This window comes from Lysinibacillus sp. OL1, assembly GCF_004332175.1.
Classification (GTDB): domain Bacteria; phylum Bacillota; class Bacilli; order Bacillales_A; family Planococcaceae; genus Lysinibacillus; species Lysinibacillus capsici.
Genome location: NZ_SJDS01000001.1, coordinates 1 through 19607 on the forward strand (window position 1 = coordinate 1; position 19607 = coordinate 19607).

Annotated in this window: 18 protein-coding genes, 1 pseudogene and 1 riboswitch; of the genes and pseudogenes, 14 read left to right on the forward strand and 5 right to left on the reverse strand. The window is 35.2% G+C overall.

What is annotated here, in order from left to right; all coding sequences use genetic code 11:
- Nucleotides 1–672: a helix-turn-helix domain-containing protein gene (locus tag EW028_RS00005; RefSeq protein ID WP_131519477.1), complete on the reverse strand. Its 672-nt coding sequence runs from the start codon at nt 670–672 to the stop codon at nt 1–3.
- A 188-nt stretch (nt 673–860) separates the two neighbouring features.
- Nucleotides 861–1055, reverse strand: a pseudogene (locus EW028_RS00010) (response regulator transcription factor); the annotation flags it as partial.
- Between the two features lie 282 nt (nt 1056–1337).
- On the opposite strand from EW028_RS00010, the gene papA reads away from it, so the two are divergent.
- The 6 genes from papA (at nt 1338) to cobT (ending at nt 8931) form a co-directional block, all read left to right on the forward strand.
- Complete coding sequence (papA, locus tag EW028_RS25055) at nt 1338–1496, forward strand: freyrasin family ranthipeptide (RefSeq protein WP_156113266.1); 159 nt, start codon at nt 1338–1340, stop codon at nt 1494–1496.
- 82 nt (nt 1497–1578) lie between these two features.
- Nucleotides 1579–2991: a PapB family radical SAM/SPASM ranthipeptide maturase gene (gene papB, locus EW028_RS00015; protein ID WP_131519479.1), complete on the forward strand. Its 1413-nt coding sequence runs from the start codon at nt 1579–1581 to the stop codon at nt 2989–2991.
- Nucleotides 2975–3838, forward strand: coding sequence for an ATP-binding cassette domain-containing protein (locus tag EW028_RS00020; protein WP_131519480.1), 864 nt, complete (start codon nt 2975–2977; stop codon nt 3836–3838). Before papB ends, EW028_RS00020 begins: the two co-directional genes overlap by 17 nt.
- Before the next feature lie 676 nt (nt 3839–4514).
- Nucleotides 4515–5777, forward strand: a complete 1263-nt coding sequence (locus EW028_RS00025) for an ABC transporter A family member (protein ID WP_131519481.1) — start codon at nt 4515–4517, stop codon at nt 5775–5777.
- 39 nt (nt 5778–5816) lie between these two features.
- Complete coding sequence (locus EW028_RS00030) at nt 5817–7511, forward strand: ABC transporter ATP-binding protein (RefSeq protein WP_131519482.1); 1695 nt, start codon at nt 5817–5819, stop codon at nt 7509–7511.
- A gap of 96 nt (nt 7512–7607) precedes the next feature.
- Nucleotides 7608–7783: riboswitch (cobalamin riboswitch) on the forward strand.
- Nucleotides 7784–7875: 92 nt separating this feature from the next.
- Nucleotides 7876–8931, forward strand: a complete 1056-nt coding sequence (cobT, locus tag EW028_RS00035) for a nicotinate-nucleotide--dimethylbenzimidazole phosphoribosyltransferase (protein WP_131519483.1) — start codon at nt 7876–7878, stop codon at nt 8929–8931.
- 51 nt (nt 8932–8982) lie between these two features.
- On the opposite strand, the gene EW028_RS00040 is transcribed toward cobT, so the two are convergent.
- Entirely contained in the window at nt 8983–9588 is a 606-nt protein-coding gene (locus EW028_RS00040; protein WP_004225816.1) for a trimeric intracellular cation channel family protein, read from the reverse strand.
- A gap of 341 nt (nt 9589–9929) precedes the next feature.
- Here EW028_RS00040 and EW028_RS00045 point away from each other — a divergent pair, with 341 nt between their 5' ends.
- From EW028_RS00045 to glnA, 3 genes are all read left to right on the forward strand, one after another.
- The gene (locus EW028_RS00045; protein ID WP_131519484.1) at nt 9930–11183 is read left to right on the forward strand and encodes a methionine gamma-lyase family protein; all 1254 of its coding nucleotides are present in this window, start codon (nt 9930–9932) and stop codon (nt 11181–11183) included.
- A 154-nt stretch (nt 11184–11337) separates the two neighbouring features.
- Nucleotides 11338–11715, forward strand: coding sequence for a MerR family transcriptional regulator (locus EW028_RS00050; protein WP_131519485.1), 378 nt, complete (start codon nt 11338–11340; stop codon nt 11713–11715).
- Between the two features lie 55 nt (nt 11716–11770).
- The gene (gene glnA, locus EW028_RS00055; RefSeq protein ID WP_004225810.1) at nt 11771–13105 is read left to right on the forward strand and encodes a type I glutamate--ammonia ligase; all 1335 of its coding nucleotides are present in this window, start codon (nt 11771–11773) and stop codon (nt 13103–13105) included.
- A gap of 98 nt (nt 13106–13203) precedes the next feature.
- On the opposite strand, the gene EW028_RS00060 is transcribed toward glnA, so the two are convergent.
- Nucleotides 13204–13509 (reverse strand): CotD family spore coat protein, encoded by a 306-nt coding sequence (locus EW028_RS00060; RefSeq protein WP_016991980.1) that lies wholly within the window; start codon nt 13507–13509, stop codon nt 13204–13206.
- Between the two features lie 574 nt (nt 13510–14083).
- On the opposite strand from EW028_RS00060, the gene EW028_RS00065 reads away from it, so the two are divergent.
- The 5 genes from EW028_RS00065 to EW028_RS00085 all read left to right on the forward strand — a co-directional run bounded on the left by EW028_RS00065 (nt 14084) and on the right by EW028_RS00085 (nt 18901).
- Nucleotides 14084–15094, forward strand: a complete 1011-nt coding sequence (locus EW028_RS00065; RefSeq protein ID WP_131519486.1) for an ABC transporter substrate-binding protein — start codon at nt 14084–14086, stop codon at nt 15092–15094.
- A 123-nt stretch (nt 15095–15217) separates the two neighbouring features.
- A complete protein-coding gene (locus tag EW028_RS00070; RefSeq protein ID WP_131519487.1) occupies nt 15218–16234 on the forward strand; it encodes a FecCD family ABC transporter permease in 1017 nt (338 codons plus the stop codon).
- Nucleotides 16227–17267, forward strand: a complete 1041-nt coding sequence (locus tag EW028_RS00075) for a FecCD family ABC transporter permease (RefSeq protein ID WP_131519488.1) — start codon at nt 16227–16229, stop codon at nt 17265–17267. Before EW028_RS00070 ends, EW028_RS00075 begins: the two co-directional genes overlap by 8 nt.
- Nucleotides 17268–17315: 48 nt before the next feature.
- Nucleotides 17316–18143: an ABC transporter ATP-binding protein gene (locus EW028_RS00080; RefSeq protein ID WP_131519489.1), complete on the forward strand. Its 828-nt coding sequence runs from the start codon at nt 17316–17318 to the stop codon at nt 18141–18143.
- The gene (locus tag EW028_RS00085; protein ID WP_131519490.1) at nt 18140–18901 is read left to right on the forward strand and encodes an IucA/IucC family C-terminal-domain containing protein; all 762 of its coding nucleotides are present in this window, start codon (nt 18140–18142) and stop codon (nt 18899–18901) included. Before EW028_RS00080 ends, EW028_RS00085 begins: the two co-directional genes overlap by 4 nt.
- A 60-nt stretch (nt 18902–18961) precedes the next feature.
- On the opposite strand, the gene EW028_RS00090 is transcribed toward EW028_RS00085, so the two are convergent.
- On the reverse strand, nt 18962–19534 hold the full coding sequence (locus tag EW028_RS00090; protein ID WP_131519491.1) for a TetR/AcrR family transcriptional regulator: 573 nt from the start codon (nt 19532–19534) through the stop codon (nt 18962–18964).
- Nucleotides 19535–19607 lie beyond the last annotated feature (73 nt).

Sequence of the window (19607 nt, forward strand, 5' to 3'; positions counted from 1 at the left end):
TTAACGACGCCTCCTTTCGATTTCCTCTAACTTTTTTAAAAATAAATTTTCTGCACGTAAACGTTCATTTTCACGTTGAATCTCTAATTTCAATTTCTCCTCAACGGTTAATTCGACTTCATCTTTTGTGCGACCACGACGATCACGTAATCCCTCTTCACCGTTCGTTTCAAATTTCTTCGACCATTGATATACCTGTTGATACGAAACACCATAGGTGTGTGCTGCCAACTGATAATTTTTCTGGTGCTTCAAACAGTACTCGACAATCTCAATACGTTCTTCAAAAGTTGTCTTTCTTCCTTCTGTCATAGCTTGACTCATTCCTTTACCTGAATCTTTTATTTCACTATGACTAGTATACTTTTTTACCCAGCTTTTTAAAACGGAGGTACTGCTAATCTCGTATTTCGACAACACCTCCATCTGTGAATAATTTCGTTGAATGTAGTCCTCCACAGCCGCTAGTTTTAACGCTTTTGAATAGAACTTACATGAAGTAGCTTCTTGTAATCCTTCACGTCCACCTGCCTCAAATCTCATTTTCCATCTATGAAAAGTTTGATGATCTATTGAAAACCTTTCACACAATTCATTGATAGAATAGTGACCTTCTTCGAACAATTGAAGGATATGTAGTTTCAACTCGAGTGGATGTTTGCTTCGCCCCATAAAAAATACTCCCCTTAGATAAACAGATTTTATTTTTTAATCTGTCTACCTAATAGGGAGCATATCAATATACTTAAATATGTTTGGTCTATTTTTTTGTTTTGTTCGTTCTCAACTAACAGAGCAGTTGAATGGCATGTCATATACAGGGATTTCTCCAAAATTAAATCTTTCATGAGTTGAAAAATTTATTTGATTCTTAGTAAGCCTAGTTTAATAGCAGTAACAACAGCACCTAAACGAGTTTCTGCATTTAATTTGCGAATAATAGAGGATATATGATATTCCACTGTTCTCCTACTCATACCTAATTCTAAACTAATCTCATTATTGGTTTTGTCCTCAGCAATACGCTCTAAAATCTCATATTCTTTAGGTGTTAACTTTATCATATGTAATACTCCCCCCATTTATTTTCAGAAGATATCGTATCAATAAATTCCATTTTATTCTATATTCTGGATAAAAAATACCGTTTAATCAAATGTAAAAAGTGACAATTTTTCAAAAAATAATTAATTTTTCCCTAAGGTTGCGGAAAATACGGATACCTTATTTGAGAAATTTTGTTAACTTTGAACTACAAAACAAATTAATATTTACATATTAGTACCTAATAATTAATTGTTTTGTGGGAGTTATATGGGATCTGAGGAGGTGAAAAAATGCTCAAGAGAATTAATCATGGTTTTAATAGTGCTAGTTCTAGATCTAAATGGTGTGTTTTTTGTGATGCTAAAGATTATTGCAATAAGTGTGATGCTATGGATTGGGGATGTGCTGGAGGCTGGGAAACTTGTTTTAGAAAAGATACAGATGGTTAAAACAAGTGCTTAATTTTTTATTTGGCAATGTAGAGTAAATCATTATTTACTCTACATTGTATCAAGAAATGGGGGGATATTTATGATTGAATCTATGGAGAAAAAAATTAAAGTATCAAGTATTAAAGAGTTAGAAGTTAATCATAAAAAATATATTTATGTACCGAATACTAATGGTTTATTTGAAATAGATGATATTGTTTATTCTATTTTATCAAGTGACAACAAAAGCATAGTGGAAGTTTTTAATCAATTAAATGATAAAATAGCTGAAAATGAATTTAATAGTATTATTGAATCACTAATAGAAAATAGGATAATCAATGATACTACTGATAGAAATGCTGTTAACGAAGAAAATGTTAAAAACATAAGTGCACTCACATTAATGATGGTCCAAGAATGTAATTTACGATGTAAATATTGTTACGCTGGTGACGGAGAATATAACGAAAAAGGCAGAATGTCTATAATGACAGCAAAATCAGCAATTGACTATTTGCTAGAACAGTCAGGTGATCGTGATGATCTATCCATTGTATTTTTTGGGGGGGAACCTTTATTAAATTTTCCAGTAATTAAGCAAGTAGTAGAATATGCAAATTACAAAGTAAAATTACATAATAAAAAAATAGGTTTTAGTATGACATGTAATGGAACGCTAATAAATAAAGAAATCACAAAATTTGTTTTAGACAATAACATCGCTGTTCAAGTAAGTGTTGATGGGACTAAAAGCGATCATGACATAAATCGTTTTTATGGAAATAAAAAGGGAAGTTATGATGTTATTTTAAACAGAACAAAAGAATTAAGGGAGCAAAAACAACTGGGAGTTAGGGCAACCATTACTCCGAATAATGTTGATTTGGTAAATATATATGAGCATCTATTCGACTTGAATTTTAGAAGTATCTATGCTGCCCCAGCTATGCAGATGTTTACAGAAGATCAATTCATTGAATTGTCTAAAAGTTATGATGAATTAATTTGTTATTTCGAATATTTAGTTAATAAAAAAGAATATTATAAAGCTGTCAAACTCAATAATATAATGAAAAATTTAGAACGTATTCATATTGGACACGAATCAACATATTTTTGTGGTGCAGAGGTTAATTTTTTAGCCGTTGATATTAATGGTGATTTATATCCTTGTCATCGTTTTGTTAATAATAAAGAGTATAAACAAGGAAATATTTTTGAAGGAACATATTCCAGTGCGAAGTCAAAATTTTTAGAAGAAGCACACGTTTCAAATAGATTAAATTGTAATAAATGCTGGGCAAAAAATTTGTGTGGGGGTGGGTGTCACCATGAAAATTTAGAATCAACAGGTAAAGTAACGACACCACCTTTACATTATTGCATTTTAACTCAAAAGCAATTAGAAGCTACCTTGCATTTATATTTACGGTTATCAGATGAACAAAGAGAACTATTATTAGAAAAGAAAAATACAAGAGAGTTTGTTAAAAATGGAAATCAAAATTAAGAACTTAACAAAAAATTACAAAAATAGAAAGGTGCTAGACAATATCTCCTTAGAAATTCATAATGGTGTATTTGGTTTATTAGGGGAAAATGGGGCAGGAAAAACAACATTGATGGAAATAATCTCTACATTACTTCCATTTGATGACGGAGAAATTGAAGTTGCAGGGCTAAACGTAAAAAAAGAACCACTTAAGGTTTGTGAAATATTAGGTTATCTTCCTCAGAAGTTCGATTTTTTTCCAAAGGTTACTTTAGAAGAGTCATTTGACTATTTATGTAAGTTAAAAGGAATGAATAATAGTGAAAGTCGAAAACAGGAAATCAACTTAAGACTTCAAGAGGTGGGCCTATTAAGCGAACAAAAAAAATATATTCAAGAACTTTCGGGTGGTATGAAACAAAGATTTGGCATTGCTCAAGCTTTAATTGGTAATCCCAAAATAATACTAATTGATGAACCAACAGTAGGTTTAGATCCTCATGAGCGCATTTCATTTAGAAATTTAATTACTCGGATTAGTCGAGATAAAATCATTCTGCTTTCAACACATATCGTACAAGATATTGCTTCTACATGTAAAAATTTGATGGTGCTACAAAAAGGAAAAGTGAATTACTTAGGTAGTACAATAGACCTTATTAATAAAGTTCGAGGGAAGGTATGGCTTTATAATGTTTTAGATGATGAAATACCTCATGTGGATTTATTTGTATCTTTACAAGATAAAGGCAGCAGTATTGAGATTCGTTACATTGCAGATAGTCCATTACAAGGAAGTATATCGACAGAGCCTACTCTAGAGGATGCATATATTTATATAAATAGAAAAGAGTTATCCATATGAGAGAATTACCTTTTCTAATAAACTTTGAATTAAAAAGACTCATAAAAAGTAGAGCTATTTCCGTCATTCTTATACTAATAATGTTGGTTCTTCCAATTATCATGAATAACTTAGACACTCAGGAAACTTTTATTGAAAAATGGTATGGAACACTTCAATTACAAATGGTATTTTTACTTATTTTAATACCGAGTATGGTTTCATATGTTTGGAAGGGGTATCTTCAATCTTTTGAAAGAGCAGTCATCCTACTAAAATTGACAAATAGGTCGATGTATATAGTTGGAAAAATCGTAGCAGTTATTCTTTTTGTTTCAGTGTATCTATTTTTCTTCTACATAGTTTTTTTTATATTTTATGTAAATAAAGTTCCTATTAGCATTCTATTAATTACATTGTTTCAAGTCTTCCTTTCTATTTTCTACAGCATTACCTTTAGCTTTTTCATTTCCTTTTATTTGAAACGTACTGTATATCTACACATTTTACTAATAATATATTTGGTATTCAGCATTTATTTAAATTCTCCTTATTTTTCTATATGGTTCAATCCTGATTTTATACAACATCAAATGACTGACCTGCTATTTAATGTAAAGAGAGGTATTTTTCTAAGTATTGGCATACTATTTATGTTTGGAAATGTGTTGCTATTTAAAAGAAGGGTGAATGACAAATGAGAGATATCTTTTTATTTTGGTCGAAAGTGGTCTTACGAAGTGATTATTTGTTGACTTATTATACTATCGTCATTCTATTATGTATCTCTCAGTATTTCTTTACAGTCAGTGATGCTCAAGCATTGATTCCTTTATATGGGATTTTCTCAAGTGTATTAACGATTCAAATTATAACTTTGCATCAAAGATATCATGTAGAGAAAATTTTAATGATTTCCCCAATATCGAATGGAAAGCTTTTATTATGGCAATGGGTTTTCAGCTTTATTCTGACCACCCCTGCAATTATGTTACTAGTTGGTTTTGTAAAGTTTGTATATGTAGAGACACCAATATATAAAATTCTACTTATCGTTTTTATTTTTCAGCTATTTACTATATCCATTCCATTTTTGATGGCAACAATTTTTAAAAGTCAAGCAGTGTCTATAATTTTAATTGTCATCATTTATTTTTTATTAATGCTAATGCATGGTTATAGACTAGAAACGATTCAATATTTAGCTCCAACTCTTAACTTTATGTATCCAGATTTTATTCATTACTTAAATGTTATAGGTGTTTTATCCGTTTGTTTGTGTTCTATATCGTTCGCGATTTTATTCAGCAGGAAGGCCACCAATAAAACGGAAAAGTGGGTTGCTGGAATTATGACCAGTATGATGCTTTTCGTTCTATTAAGCTTACATTTTTATAATGGATATAAAGAAGAAGAGCTGTCAAATAAGCCTTATCAAAATTATCAATATAACGGGCTTACTGTCCAATACAAAGGTGTAAGTATAGAAAAAATGAAGAATTATGCGAATGTTTATAAAGACATTACTCAAATAATGGAGAGCTTTGGTGTCAACAACATTCCGTATCACACGCTGAAAATAACGAGGGTTTTTAGCCTTCCAGATAACAATAGTTTAGAAAATATTATTAGTAGCTCTGGCGACATCATTGAAATACGCCCGTATTCTAATAAATTTTTTGAATTTAACTATGGCTATAATATTACAGAAGACATGATAAATACATTAATGAATGAACAGTGGGAAAACAAGGAACAAACTAATTGCTATGAGGTTTTAAAAAGAACAATTGAGCAAAAGGTTATATACACAAATAAAAGCATGCTCTTTAGTGAGGCGAAAAAGAAGTCAGTAGAAAATTTGTTCATAAGTAATGAAAAAGATCCGTATATGGAAAAGTTTCTACATATATTACAGGAAGAACCGAAAAATGCTTATCTGTATATCAAAAGGTTATAAGAAAACCTTAACTAAATTAGGGAGACAGAGTATTATTTCATGAAAATATTAGGTGAGGTATTTAAGTATACAAAGCCATACAAAGCAAAATTATTTCAAGTAAATATTTTGATGGGCATTTCTATGATTTTAAGTATAGTACACCCCCTTTTATTTGGTAAATTTATTGATTCTATAACAGTAAAAGACCTCAATTCAGCATTCATAATTATAGTGTTTATGGCTTTTTTGTTTCTTTTTAATTTATTTTTTAAAGTAATCCAAAAATATTATTTAACGAAATTTGCCTGCTATCTACAAATGGATATTAAGTTAAAGATAATAAAAAGAATCATGGCTATGGACATGGATGAGTATCAATTAAAAGCAAAAGGTGAACTGATGAATAAAATAGAAAATGATACAAAGGCATTTTCTGAAGTAGTATCAGAGTTTTTAAATATTGTTGTAGATTTTATCAGCATAATAATTGTGTTAGTAATATTGATAAATCTTAATTTTATTTTAGCTAGTATTTTATTCATAGCTTGTCCTTTAGCACTTATCATTTTTAAATATTATGGAAGAAAAATAAGGATGATGGATACTGCCATCAAAGAAGATTTAGATTCTTATTTAACCTATTTGGGAGAATTACTGTCATCATTTAAATTATTTAAGATATTTAATACTGAGACAAACGCAATAGATAACTATCAAAAGAAAATTACCTTATTATACAAAAATACTCTTGATAAAATGCGTTTAAGTATAAAATCAGCATCAATAATAGAATTAATAAACTTTACAAGTTATTTGATTATCCTTATTATAGGTGCCTACTTTATTTATAAAGGAAGCCTCACGTTAGGAGTATTAATAGCATTCACTACCTATGCCAATAACTTTAGTCAGTCATTTTTAAGATTTTCTCAACTAAATTCATTTTTACAAGAAGCAATTGTGTCTGTAAATAGAGTAAAAAACTTAATGCAAGACAATAAATATCATCTAAAGAAATTAGAAGTACCTGACTATGTAAATTCTTCGCATCATTTTAGAAAAGATAAAATAGTATTACGGAATGTAAGCTTTACCTATACTAATGCATTATCTCCAGTTTTAGAAAATATAAATCTCCAAATACCTTTGAAGAAAATTGTATTGATTAAGGGAGAAAGCGGATCAGGTAAATCGACATTATTGAATATATTATCAGGTTTATACATTAATTATCAGGGTGAAATATTTCTATCCAATCAAAATATTAGATATATTCCTATTGATGTTTATAGAAAAAGGGTATGTTTGGTAACGCAAGAGCATTTTATAATGACAGGGACAATAAGGGAAAATTTGTTATTAGCAAAGCCGAATGCAACGGACGAAGAATTAATTCAAATTTGTAAAATGGTTAACATTTATTCATATATAGAAACGTTGGACTATAAATTTGAAACTCTTATAGGGCATAACGGGCTTGAATTATCTACTGGGCAACAGCAAAGACTTTCAATAGCAAGATCGCTTCTAAGAGATGCGGATATCTATTTGTTTGACGAGATTACTTCTGCGCTTGATAAAGACAATCAAATAAATATAGAAACATTACTTTTATATTTAAATAAAGAAAAACAAAAGACTGTTATATTGGTTACTCATCACCCTGTTTTAATAAGTGAAGCAGATAAAATTTTTGAAGTTGATAAGCATCAAGTGAATGAGAGGGATTCATTAGTTGTTACAAGCTCTTGATAAGCCTATATTGTTTGAATAGGTGGTGTTACTAAGTTAACACTCAAAAAATTTTTTCCTCTTGACACTAAAAAAGTTGTAAAGTAGATTTAACATAATTACATAAAAGCAATAGGTGCCCACTAGGGAGAATAGGGAATAAAGTGAAAAGCTTTAGCGGACCCGCCACTGTATAAGGGAATTTCATAGTGTATGCCACTAGCAAATTGCTGGGAAGGTACTATGAGGTGTTGAACTTGAGCCAGGAGACCTGCCTACATGCTTTAGAAGATATAGATGATGGAAAAGTCTGTAGTTTATTTGTCATGACAATAAACTACAGACTTTTTATTTTGTCTTAATGAGAACGAGAGGAGAAATAATCATGCAATTATTACAAGACACGATTCAAAACATTCAGGGGGCTGATATGAAAAGTATGGAGCAAGCCAGAAAGCGGATTGATGCGCTTTGTAAGCCCCCAGGTAGCTTGGGTAAACTAGAATCACTTGCCGTACAGCTCTCTGGTATAACAGGACAATTATATCCGATGGTCGACAAAAAAGTGATGATTGTCTGTGCTGCAGATCATGGTGTTTGCGAGGAAGGTGTAACCACGAATCCACAAGATGTTACGGTCTTTCAAACATTAAATTTTCCTAAGGGGGGTACAGGCGTTTGTGCGATTGCTGGCATTACCAATGCAAAGGTGGTCACAGTAGATGTTGGGGTAAAAGGAGATATTCCACTTGATGCAGGTGTCCTTATTCATAAAATTAAATATGGTACAGATAACATGGCACAAGGTCCCGCTATGACCAAACAAGAAGCCATTCAATCGATAGAAGTAGGAATCCGTGTGGCCACTGAGGAAATCATAAAAGGTGCTGATGTACTTGGGACTGGAGAAATGGGCATCGGCAATACAACACCAAGTGCTGCGATATTAGCTGTTTTGACGGGATGCAACCCTATCGAAGTAACGGGGTTTGGTGCAGGAGTAGGCCAAGGAGGCATTGCCTATAAAGCGGCAGTTATTGAAAAAGCAATTACCTTAAATAAGCCTAATCCAAATGATGTTATTGATGTTCTGGCTAAGGTTGGAGGGTTAGAGATAGGGTCGATGACAGGTATTATTCTTGGCGCAGCTGCCCATCTTAAACCCGTTGTCATTGATGGATTTATTTCGACTATAGCCGCCCTCATTGCTTATAAGCTCGAACCAAAAGTAATCGATTATATCATTCCTTCCCATGCTTCAGAGGAACCAGGGGCAAAAATTGCCGCTGCCTTACTAGGCATTGAACCAATGTTGCACATGAATATGCGTTTAGGCGAAGGTTCTGGAGCAGCCTTAGCCTTTCCTATTTTAGATGCAGCTTGCTCGATGATGAAAAACATGGTGACTTTAGAAGAATCAATGCAGTTGTTAAAAAGATAAAAACAATAAAACAGCCAATGACTTAATTTTTGGTCATTGGCTGAATGGTATTTATGCACGATTTAATTTTCGTAATGGCAAGCGCCACTTCATCATATAGGAAAGAATACGTAAAGCTGTAATTACTGCGAATAAAATATAAAGGAAAATATCCCCTGTAAAAACCTCGAAGCCGATTAACAATCCAGCAAGAGCTGCCCAAACCCCATAAACTTCATCACGGAGAACTAATGGTTTTCTTCTAGCTAATAAATCTCGTACAATTCCACCACCTGAACCTGTCAAAACAGCAGCTACAATGACTGCGCTTACTGGCATATCAAGCTTGACAGCATAGAGTGCGCCTTGAATTGCGAATGCTGATAAGCCAATCGCATCTGTGAAGTTACCCCAACGATGCCAATGTTGAATCAGATGATGGGGAAAAATAAAGAATATCGTAATCGCAGCAAGCGCTATTTGAAACATCATATCCTGTCCCCAAAGTGTTGTGACAGGTAGTCCAATGAGTAAATTTCGGATAGCTCCTCCACCAAAAGCAGTCACAATACCAAGTATATATACACCGAATAAATCGTATTCTTCTTCCATGGCAATAATTGCCCCCGAAATAGCAAAGGCAATTGTTCCTATAATACTAAAAACCTCCCAAGCCATCCCTTTCACCCCTTCTATCAATAAATAAACTTTTTTAAAAGTTAAAAGACTTTTTACGTAACAGAATCTATGAATTTAATAGCCAAAATCGGTCATTAAATACGCTTCTTGAAATGAGTCCGCACATTAGCTTAGCGTAAAATGCCCTTAGAAACAATAGGCAAGTTTTACAGGTGCACATACAAATTGATAAAATGTGATTAAAATAAAGAAAAACATTCGTCAAAAGCGTTCATATAACAGTAGTTGGTTAGGGAATTCTAGAGTGATTGAAGTCAATTTAGATAGTCAATAAATCTTACTGATTGAAATGCGAGACATTATGAAATGGAGAAGAAAGAATGACGTTTACATCAAAGTTATCAACAGAAACGCTATCGTTAGCGGAAAAAGTAGAGGAACAAGTTCGGCCTTATCATGCCAAGGTAGAAGAAATGGCGTTCTACAATCAGCAGAAGGTGCTAGCAGCTTTCAGAAAGCATCAAGTAAGTGATTATCATTTACATCCAACAAACGGCTATGGCTATGATGATGAGGGACGGGATAATCTAGAGCGTGTTTATGCAGAAGTATTTGGTGCAGAGGCAGCCATAGTTCGACCACAAATTATTTCAGGGACACATGCAATTACGCTTAGTCTATTCGGTATTTTACGTCCTGGTGATGAGCTGCTTTATATTTCTGGTCAGCCATATGATACATTGCAATCCATTGTCGATGGTGGTGAAAAAGATACAGGTTCACTGAAAGATTATAAAATCGGTTATCGACATGTGGATTTACTAGATAATCAGGTTATTGATTGGGCAGGTGTCGAGGCTGCTATTACAGCACAAACCAAAATGATCGCGATTCAGCGTTCAAAAGGCTATGCAACACGTCCATCCTTTACAATAGAAGAAATTGCAGATATGTGTGTAAAGGTACGTAAAATAGCCCCGAAAGCTGTTATTTTTGTAGATAACTGCTATGGCGAGTTTGTAGAGGCACAGGAACCTACAGAGGTCGGTGCTGACTTAATGGCAGGCTCGCTCATTAAAAATCCAGGTGGAGGCTTGGCTAAAATTGGTGGCTATATTGCTGGCCGAGCAGATTTAGTGGAGAAATGTGCCTATCGTATGACTTCTCCAGGTATTGGAGCAGAAGCGGGGGCCACATTAAATACACTAGGTGATTTTTATCAAGGATTTTTCCTGGCACCCCATGTTGTATCGCAAGCACTTAAAGGGGCGATATTTACAGCTGCAATGCTCGATGAAATTGGCATGAGTACTACTCCGAGCTATCATGCGAAGCGTACAGATTTAATTCAATCAGTATCTTTTCAAACAGCACAGCAAATGATTGACTTTTGTCGCGAAATACAAGCGAACTCACCGATAAATGCCCATTATGCTCCTGAACCAGCCTATATGCCAGGCTATGAAGATGATGTCATCATGGCGGCTGGAACATTTATTCAAGGGTCCAGCATTGAGCTAACAGCGGATGGCCCAATACGACCGCCATATACAGCATTTATCCAGGGTGGACTAACATATGAACACGTTAAATTTGCTATATGCAGTGCGGTTCAAGCCATTCAAAAAGCATAACAAGACAATAGATAAAGCCTAAATATGAAGAGTTTTTTACAATTTTTAATCAGATTGAAAAAAATAGTGCCATTCATGTTAGATAACCTTACATGGTTGGTTGACAGTAAAAAAAATTCGTTATATGATAAGCGGGTATTGGAGGAGGACTTAAATGAGTCGTGAAATTAGACGAACTATGCCGTTATTATCGATGAGTATCGTGATGCAATTAACAGAGCTTTCGGCAAGACAAATTCGTTATTATGAAGAACACCATTTAATTGAGCCGCACCGAACAGAAGGCAATCGACGTATGTTTTCACTAAATGACGTCGATATATTGCTTGAGGTTAAAGACTACTTAGAACAGGGTATGAATATGGCGAAGATTAAAAAAATATTTGCTAAAAAGAAAAATCCTGTTGCAACAACTGATGAGCAAGATTTAAGTGATTCAGAATTGCGCCAAATTATGCGCGAAGAAATGCGTCAAGCACAGCGCATGCAAAAATCGTCCATCCGAAGAGGGGATTTATCTCGATTCTATTAATAAATAGGGTAGGGTAAACATAAAAGCTAGACAAATTATAGGAGTGTGGAAAACTGTGGGTAAATACACAAAAGAGGACATTAAACGTCTCATCGAAGAAAAAAACGTAAGCTTTATTCGTTTACAATTTACAGATATTCTTGGCACTATCAAAAATGTTGAGATTCCTGTAAGTCAATTAGACAAAGCACTGGAAAATAAAATGATGTTTGATGGCTCATCTATTGAAGGTTTCGTTCGAATCGAAGAATCTGATATGTATTTATATCCTGATCTTGATACTTTCGTAGTATTCCCTTGGACTTCTGAAAAAGGGAAAGTAGCACGTTTTATCTGTGATGTATACACTGCGAAAGGCGAACCGTTTGCTGGTGACCCACGTAACAACCTAAAACGAATTCTTAAAAAAATGGAAGAAATGGGCTTCTCAAGCTTCAATTTAGGGCCTGAGCCAGAATTCTTCTTATTCAAATTAGATGCAAAAGGCGAACCAACATTAGAAGTAAATGACCATGGTGGTTATTTCGATTTAGCGCCAACAGACCTTGGTGAAAATTGCCGTCGTGATATCGTGTTAGAGCTAGAAGAAATGGGCTTTGAAATTGAAGCATCACACCATGAGGTAGCTCCAGGACAACACGAAATCGACTTTAAATATGCGGATGCTGTTACTGCGTGTGATAACATCCAAACATTCAAATTAGTGGTTAAAACAATCGCTCGTAAACATGGCTTACACGCTACATTTATGCCAAAACCACTATTTGGTGAAGCGGGCTCTGGTATGCACTTTAACGTGTCACTATTTAAAGGCAAAGAAAATGCGTTCTATGATGAATCTACAGAATTAGGTCTTTCTGAAACAGCTATGCAATTCATGGCGGGTGTTCTTGCACACGTACAAGGTTTCACAGCTGTAACAAACCCAACAGTTAACTCTTATAAACGTCTAGTACCAGGTTATGAAGCACCATGTTATGTAGCATGGTCTGCACAAAACCGTTCACCATTAATTCGTATTCCATCTGCACGTGGCCTTTCAACTCGTGTTGAAGTACGCTCTGTAGACCCTTCTGCAAACCCATATTTAGCGATGGCTGTTATTTTAGAAGCGGGTCTTGAAGGTATTCGTCAAAGCCTAACACCACCTGCTGCTATTAACCGCAACATCTATGTGATGTCGGAAGAAGAGCGTCAAGCAAATGGTATTGAAAACCTACCTGCAGCACTTGATGATGCACTAACATTACTTGCTAAAGATCAAGTAGCACAGGAAGCATTAGGTGAGCATATTTATGCAAACTTTAAAGAAGCAAAAGAAATCGAGTTCGATATGTACCGTACAACTGTTCATCAATGGGAACGCGATCAATATTTAAAAATGTATTAATCATAAAGATACCGAGTGCCTGATAAAGGGTACTCGGTTTTTTTCTGAACATATTAGGAACGATGAGGTCATATGATAACCCCATCGTTATTTTAGTATTAGCGCATATGTTTATGATGGTGTGGCATATGGCAAGGGTTAGGTGGCATACCGCACATTGTATGTGTTTCACAGCATTCATTCACGACAGATTCTGTGCATGGGAAATAATACTGATGATCAATCATATGTTTGTTCACTGTTGTAACATGTGCAGGTTGTACGTGTGGAACAACTGTATGGATATAATTTGTGCGTACATATTGCTCTGGTGGTAAAAATTGTGGTGGATCATATTGCATGGGCATCATTTGTGGCGGACAGCAGTGTGGACCTTTTGCCGGATGGCGTCTTCGTTGAAACATGTTATTACCTCCTGTTTTGATAAGTTGTAGTTCATTATTAAGATATGAGATATACGTCGATAGGGTCTATTTATTTGCCTATTAATGCATAGGTAAATCTAACAAGTAACTAAAATAGTAGAAAATCTATAATCAATTTGCCTACGTCTTTGAGTGAAATGAAAGCATGACATATTGTTGAAAAAAGATGATGTTAACGGCAGGAAAAGCAATTTCGCGGGGCGAGGCGTTTTCCTTTCCAAAGGGCATAAGTTCTCCTCGATCATGTGCAAAACTTTTTTCATACTAACAGTAGAGAACAAAATAGCACATATTTTCGAAGTGAAGAAGTAACGAGTCTAACAGCCATCCACTTGCTTGTTTTTCAACACAATGAGTAGGTTTTAGTTTTATTAAAATAACGTTCTTCCTCGCGTCATTAGCTTATTGGTTAAATGTCATGAAATTTTAAAATAAATTTTTATTAAAAAAGTATGTTTTTTGAAAAAATAGATATTGTCAATAAAACAATCGTACAGTATACTCTTTAATTGATAATGATTATCGTTGTCGATTATTTCTTAGGAGGAAATGTATGCCAAAATTATCACTGCAAAAAAAGAACTTTTTTGTACTTTTCACACTACTATTAACCTTCGCGTTATTATTAGTTGGGTGTGGGGAGAAAACATCGAACTCCAGTAGTTCACAAGAGAACGACAAAGCAGAAGAAAGCAACACTGAATCAGCATCTTCTAGTCGTGAGATTACACATGCAATGGGTACTACAACGATTGAAGGCACACCTACAAAAATCGTTACACTATATCAAGGCGCAACAGATGTTGCAGTTGCTATGGGCATTAAACCAGTTGGGGTAGTAGAATCTTGGGCAGAAGCGCCTGTTTATAATTATATGAAGAATGAGCTTGATGGCGTTGCGATTGTAGGACAAGAAACACAACCAAACCTTGAAGAAATTGCAAAGCTTAAACCAGATTTAATTATTGCTTCTAAAGTACGTCATGAAGAAATTTATGATCAGTTATCGCAGATTGCACCAACAGTTGCTCATGAAACGGTTTTCGATTTCAAAGGAACAGCTGAAATGATGGGTCAAGCAATGAATCAAGAAGATAAGGTGGATGAATTACTTGGCGATTGGGATACACGAGTAGCTGATTTCCAAAAAAAAATCAAAGAGAAGCTTGGCGATAAATGGCCATTCCATGTTTCTGTTGTCAACTTCAGAGCAGACCATGCTCGTATTTATGTGACAGGTTATGCGGGTTCTATTTTATCTGAGCTTGGATTCCAAGGTCCTAAAAATTTAACAGATGATTCTTTAGAAATTGTGAAGTTAACTGACAAGGAAAGCATCACACAAATGAATGCTGATGTTATTTATATGTTTATGGAAAATGATGAGACAGTGAAAAAAACTTATGAAGATTGGACAAACCATCCACTTTGGAAAGAGCTTGACGCAGTGAAAGCGAATCAAGTTTATCAGGTAGATGAAATTAATTGGAATCTAGCAGGTGGTATTACTAGTGCTAATTTAATGCTAGATGATATTTATGACAAGTTTGAATTAGAAAAATAATGAATGAAGGATGGGCTGTTAAAAGTGTTAGAGAATACTTGAATAACAGCCCTCTCATTGTAGTGTTTGAGCATAATAGAAACCTACAAAAGCTAAATCATGGATCAAGAAAGTTGGCATAACATGAGAATTATTCTTTCCAGTACACCGATGAAACAAATAGGTTTATTCATCAGCTGTTTGATTCTTTTGCTGGCATTTATATTCAGCATAGCTATTGGTCAAACGTCCATACCTTTTTCGTCAATCTATGATGCTATTTTTCATTTTGATGCTGCTAACAAGGAGCATGTCATTATTCGAACATCTAGATTTACAAGAGCTGTGATCGCTACAGTAGTTGGCGCAAGCCTTGCCATTGCGGGCGCATTAATGCGAGCATTAACAAGAAATCCTTTAGCAGCTCCTGATATTTTAGGTATTAATGCAGGGGCCATATTTTTTATTGTCAGTGCTATTACTCTTTTTTCCGTTCAATCTTTAATGAGCTATATGTGGATTGCCTTTTTAGGGGCAGGTGCAGCGGGGGCGATGGTTTTTTTCCTAGGCTCATTAGGAAGAGATGGGTTAACACCGATAAAAATAGTATTAGCTGGTGCAGCGATTACAGCTCTATTTGTCTCGTTTACGCAGGGGCTTTTAGTCATCGATGAACAAGGTTTACAAAGTGTCCTGTTTTGGTTAGCGGGTTCTGTATCGGGGCGTAGTATTGAAATGCTCGTGCCTGTCTTACCGTTTATTTTAGGAGTGACAGTTGTGGCAATATTTATGGGGCGTTCAATCAATATTTTACAATCAGGAGATGATATTGCCAAAGGATTAGGACAACGAACAATGATTACGAAAATCACGCTAGGCATAATTATTATCATACTGGCAGGCAGTTCAGTAGCTGTTGCAGGTTCAATAGGCTTTATTGGCTTGATTGTCCCTCATATGGCGCTCCATCTTGTTGGCACGGATTATCGCTGGATTATTCCCTACAGTGCCGTGTTGGGAGCAATATTGCTACTGTTGGCTGATATTGCGGCAAGATATGTGATTATGCCATTGGAAATGCCGATTGGTGTCATGACAGCCTTAATCGGAGCTCCTTTCTTCATTTATATTGCACGAAAGGGGTTAGCAAAAAATGCCTAATTATGTGTCGGTTCGAACGAAAACTAATCGTATATCTTTTCAAATTGCTAAAAGAACGGCTTGGATTCTACTACTATTAAGCTTATTATTAGTCCTCATTACGGTTCTTGGTTTATCTGCGGGGAGCGAGTTTATCCATCCTGTCACAGTGGTGAAAGAATTATTAGGCTATGGCAATGGAGATTACGATTTTGTCTTACATACATTAAGGCTCCCGCGTGTCTTAATGGCCTTATTAGTTGGTGCTGCGCTGGGAGTTGCCGGTTTAATTTTACAAGGAATTATCCGTAACCCTCTTGCTGCCCCAGATATTATTGGTGTAACGAGTGGAGCATCGATGGGGGCAATTATTTTTATCGTGTACTTTATGGGCTCAGTCAGTATTCAATTTTTACCGTTAGCTGCTATATTAGGTGCTGGTATTGTCTCCTTCATCATTTATCTACTATCATGGAGAAAAGGAGTCACACCCATTCGGATGGTACTAATTGGAATTGGTATCTCAGCCTTAGCAAAGGCGGTTGTGACGATGCTGCTTGTAATCAGTAATGTAGCCGCTACAACGAAAGCCTATTTATGGCTGACAGGTAGTTTGTATGGGGCCAATATGCAGGATGTCTATTTGCTATTACCGTGGCTAGTCATTTTAGTGCCACTAACATTTATTTTAGCAAGAACGGTGAATGTGAAGGAATTAGGCGATGAAATAGCGATAGGGCTAGGAGTAAAAGTACAAGTGTATCGATTACTTTTTCTACTCATTAGTGTCATGCTAGCTGGTTCTGCAGTAGCTTTTGCTGGTGGCATTGCCTTTGTTGGATTAGTGGCTCCTCATATGAGCAGAATGCTTGTTGGGCGTTCCTTTGCAGGATTAATTCCTGTGACAGCTATTATAGGTGGAATCATTGTCATTCTGGCTGATATGGTGGCACGCACAGCCTTTTTACCAAAGGACTTACCTACAGGAGTCTTTACTGCTGCAATTGGCGCACCATTCTTTATTTATTTATTATTTAGAACGCGCAATCAATAAAGCTTCATGATAAAAAAATTAAAAGCAGGAGAAGAAGGTGACAGGGTTTTGAAAAATGTCTTAGAAGCACAAAATTTACATGTAAGTTATGGAGAAAATCTTATTTTAGAGGATTTGAATCTTCAAATACCAAAAGGAAAAATTACAGTACTAGTTGGGGCCAACGGTTGTGGAAAATCTACACTACTTCGGACATTTGCACGACTACAAAAAGCGAAGTCGGGTGAAATTTTTTTAGATCAGAATAAACTAGATGCCATTTCAACGAAAGAAGTGGCGAAACGTTTAGCTATTCTGCCGCAGGGCCCTGTTGCACCAGAAGGATTAACTGTTCAGCAATTGATTAAGCAAGGTCGTTATCCACACCAAAGTTGGTTAAAACAATGGTCTACGGAGGATGAAGAAATTGTAAACAATGCGCTTGCAGTAACGCAGATGACTGAATTTGCTGATCGCCCAGTAGATGCATTATCAGGTGGTCAGCGGCAACGTGTATGGATTGCTATGACATTGGCTCAAAAAACAGATCTAATTTTACTAGATGAACCTACTACATATTTAGATATGGCTCATCAAGTAGAAATTTTAGATTTACTATTTGATTTAAATGAAAATGAAGGGCGTACCGTCGTTATGGTATTACACGATTTAAACTTAGCCTGTCGCTATGCCCATCATATTGTGGCTGTGCGTAATAAACAGGTTTATGCCCAAGGCAAGCCAGAGGAAGTGGTGACAGAAGAGATGGTCCAGGCTGTTTTTCGTATGGATTGTACCATTATTAAAGACCCGCTCTTTGGTACACCTTTATGTGTGCCACATGGCAAGGGGCGAACAGTTCAAACAGTGGAATTAGAGGAGGTAGGGATCTGTTGAGCCTATCACTGTCAGCTGAAGAAACATCCGTGTTACTAAGAGACTATCGATTGGCGATAGAGCCTGCAGTAGATGCTACATACTCTTTATATGCCAAAAATTTATTGGACAATGAACAAGCTCTAGATTATTTACAAAAAATTGCCCATTTCTTTCAATCGCCCTCTATCCTAGTTACGGCATCGTTATTTGCGAAGCGCTATAGCGTCTTAACGATAGCTTCAGCCTTCTATGCTATGTCCAGATACGATAAAAGACTACATTGCAGAATTGATAATATGTGGGTAGAAGCGGAATATACAAAACCTTGGCTTCCCAAAATTCGGCTAATCAATCGCACAGTGTCAATACCTACTGAAGACCGAGAAAAATGGCGTGATGAGGTTCTTAGAGAAATCTTTGCGAATAATTTAGCGAAGGTTTGGCAGTCATTGGCGGAAATAAGTAAAATTCCAAAAACAATCTTATGGGAAAACACAGCTATTTATGTGAATTGGCTCTATGAAACAAAAATAGGGGAAGGAGCCAGTGAGCAAGAAAAGGCCCGTATACAAGAGGATTATCATTATATTGTAAACCTAGCACCAGGCTCTATTTTTGGAGAAAGAAAAAATCCTTTGACGAACTATTGTGGTCCTAAAGTGACGATTATGGAATCGGAGCAACCTGTACGCTTGAGAAAAACATGTTGTTTCTATTATCATACCTCTGAAGAAGCAAATGATTTTTGTATCTCCTGTCCAAAAATAAAAAGATGATCATAACAACAAAATCTCTAACCACCAAAAGTGAGTAAACACTTATCATTTCATAAGTGTTTATTCACTTTTATGTTGGTTGTCAATACCTGCCAATAAATAAGGAATTGCAGGTTTGATAAATTCTTCAGGCTGTATCTCCTGATTGCTAGTTCTCCATTCTATAGAAGCGCCATAGATTCCCCAGCTTAATATTACAGCAGTCATTTTTAGCGCTTCGTTCCCTGTCGCTGCATTTTGTTTCAATAACATTTTGTAAAAGATAATTTCAAGCTGCTCTCTAATAATTCGAGCAATTGTCTCTTCATAGCCTCGATGACAACGATTAGACAATGACTTTTGAAAATTAGTTATCGCTTTAAAGAGAATAAGGAAAGCTCCTTCATTAAGTTCGTTATGTTGTAGAAAGTCATCATTCAAATTAACTAATAATACTTCTGATAGGACCTTCTCTAACAAATCATATATATCTTCAAAGTGATAATAAAAAGTTGCACGATTAATCATGGCCTCTGTCGTAATATCCTTAACCGTTATATCCTTGAACTCTTTTTTACTAGAAAGTGCAATGAAAGAATCCATGATTAATTTACGAGTCCGTATAACACGAAGATCTGTCTTAGATGAGGTCATTACTTAGCACTCCTTTTTAAACAATTTCTTCAAAGTGTTGTATATACAACAATTCAAATAGATTATTGGTTTA

Coding starts and splice junctions, on each gene's coding strand:
- EW028_RS00005 (WP_131519477.1), bottom strand. CDS start 672: ATGGGGCGAAGCAAACATCCACTCGAGTTGAAACTACATATCCTTCAA.
- EW028_RS00045 (WP_131519484.1), top strand. CDS start 9,930: ATGACGTTTACATCAAAGTTATCAACAGAAACGCTATCGTTAGCGGAA.
- cobT (WP_131519483.1), top strand. CDS start 7,876: ATGCAATTATTACAAGACACGATTCAAAACATTCAGGGGGCTGATATG.
- EW028_RS00020 (WP_131519480.1), top strand. CDS start 2,975: ATGGAAATCAAAATTAAGAACTTAACAAAAAATTACAAAAATAGAAAG.
- papA (WP_156113266.1), top strand. CDS start 1,338: ATGCTCAAGAGAATTAATCATGGTTTTAATAGTGCTAGTTCTAGATCT.
- EW028_RS00070 (WP_131519487.1), top strand. CDS start 15,218: ATGAGAATTATTCTTTCCAGTACACCGATGAAACAAATAGGTTTATTC.
- EW028_RS00075 (WP_131519488.1), top strand. CDS start 16,227: ATGCCTAATTATGTGTCGGTTCGAACGAAAACTAATCGTATATCTTTT.
- EW028_RS00025 (WP_131519481.1), top strand. CDS start 4,515: ATGAGAGATATCTTTTTATTTTGGTCGAAAGTGGTCTTACGAAGTGAT.
- EW028_RS00030 (WP_131519482.1), top strand. CDS start 5,817: ATGAAAATATTAGGTGAGGTATTTAAGTATACAAAGCCATACAAAGCA.
- papB (WP_131519479.1), top strand. CDS start 1,579: ATGATTGAATCTATGGAGAAAAAAATTAAAGTATCAAGTATTAAAGAG.
- EW028_RS00065 (WP_131519486.1), top strand. CDS start 14,084: ATGCCAAAATTATCACTGCAAAAAAAGAACTTTTTTGTACTTTTCACA.
- EW028_RS00090 (WP_131519491.1), bottom strand. CDS start 19,534: ATGACCTCATCTAAGACAGATCTTCGTGTTATACGGACTCGTAAATTA.
- EW028_RS00040 (WP_004225816.1), bottom strand. CDS start 9,588: ATGGCTTGGGAGGTTTTTAGTATTATAGGAACAATTGCCTTTGCTATT.
- EW028_RS00060 (WP_016991980.1), bottom strand. CDS start 13,509: ATGTTTCAACGAAGACGCCATCCGGCAAAAGGTCCACACTGCTGTCCG.
- EW028_RS00050 (WP_131519485.1), top strand. CDS start 11,338: ATGAGTCGTGAAATTAGACGAACTATGCCGTTATTATCGATGAGTATC.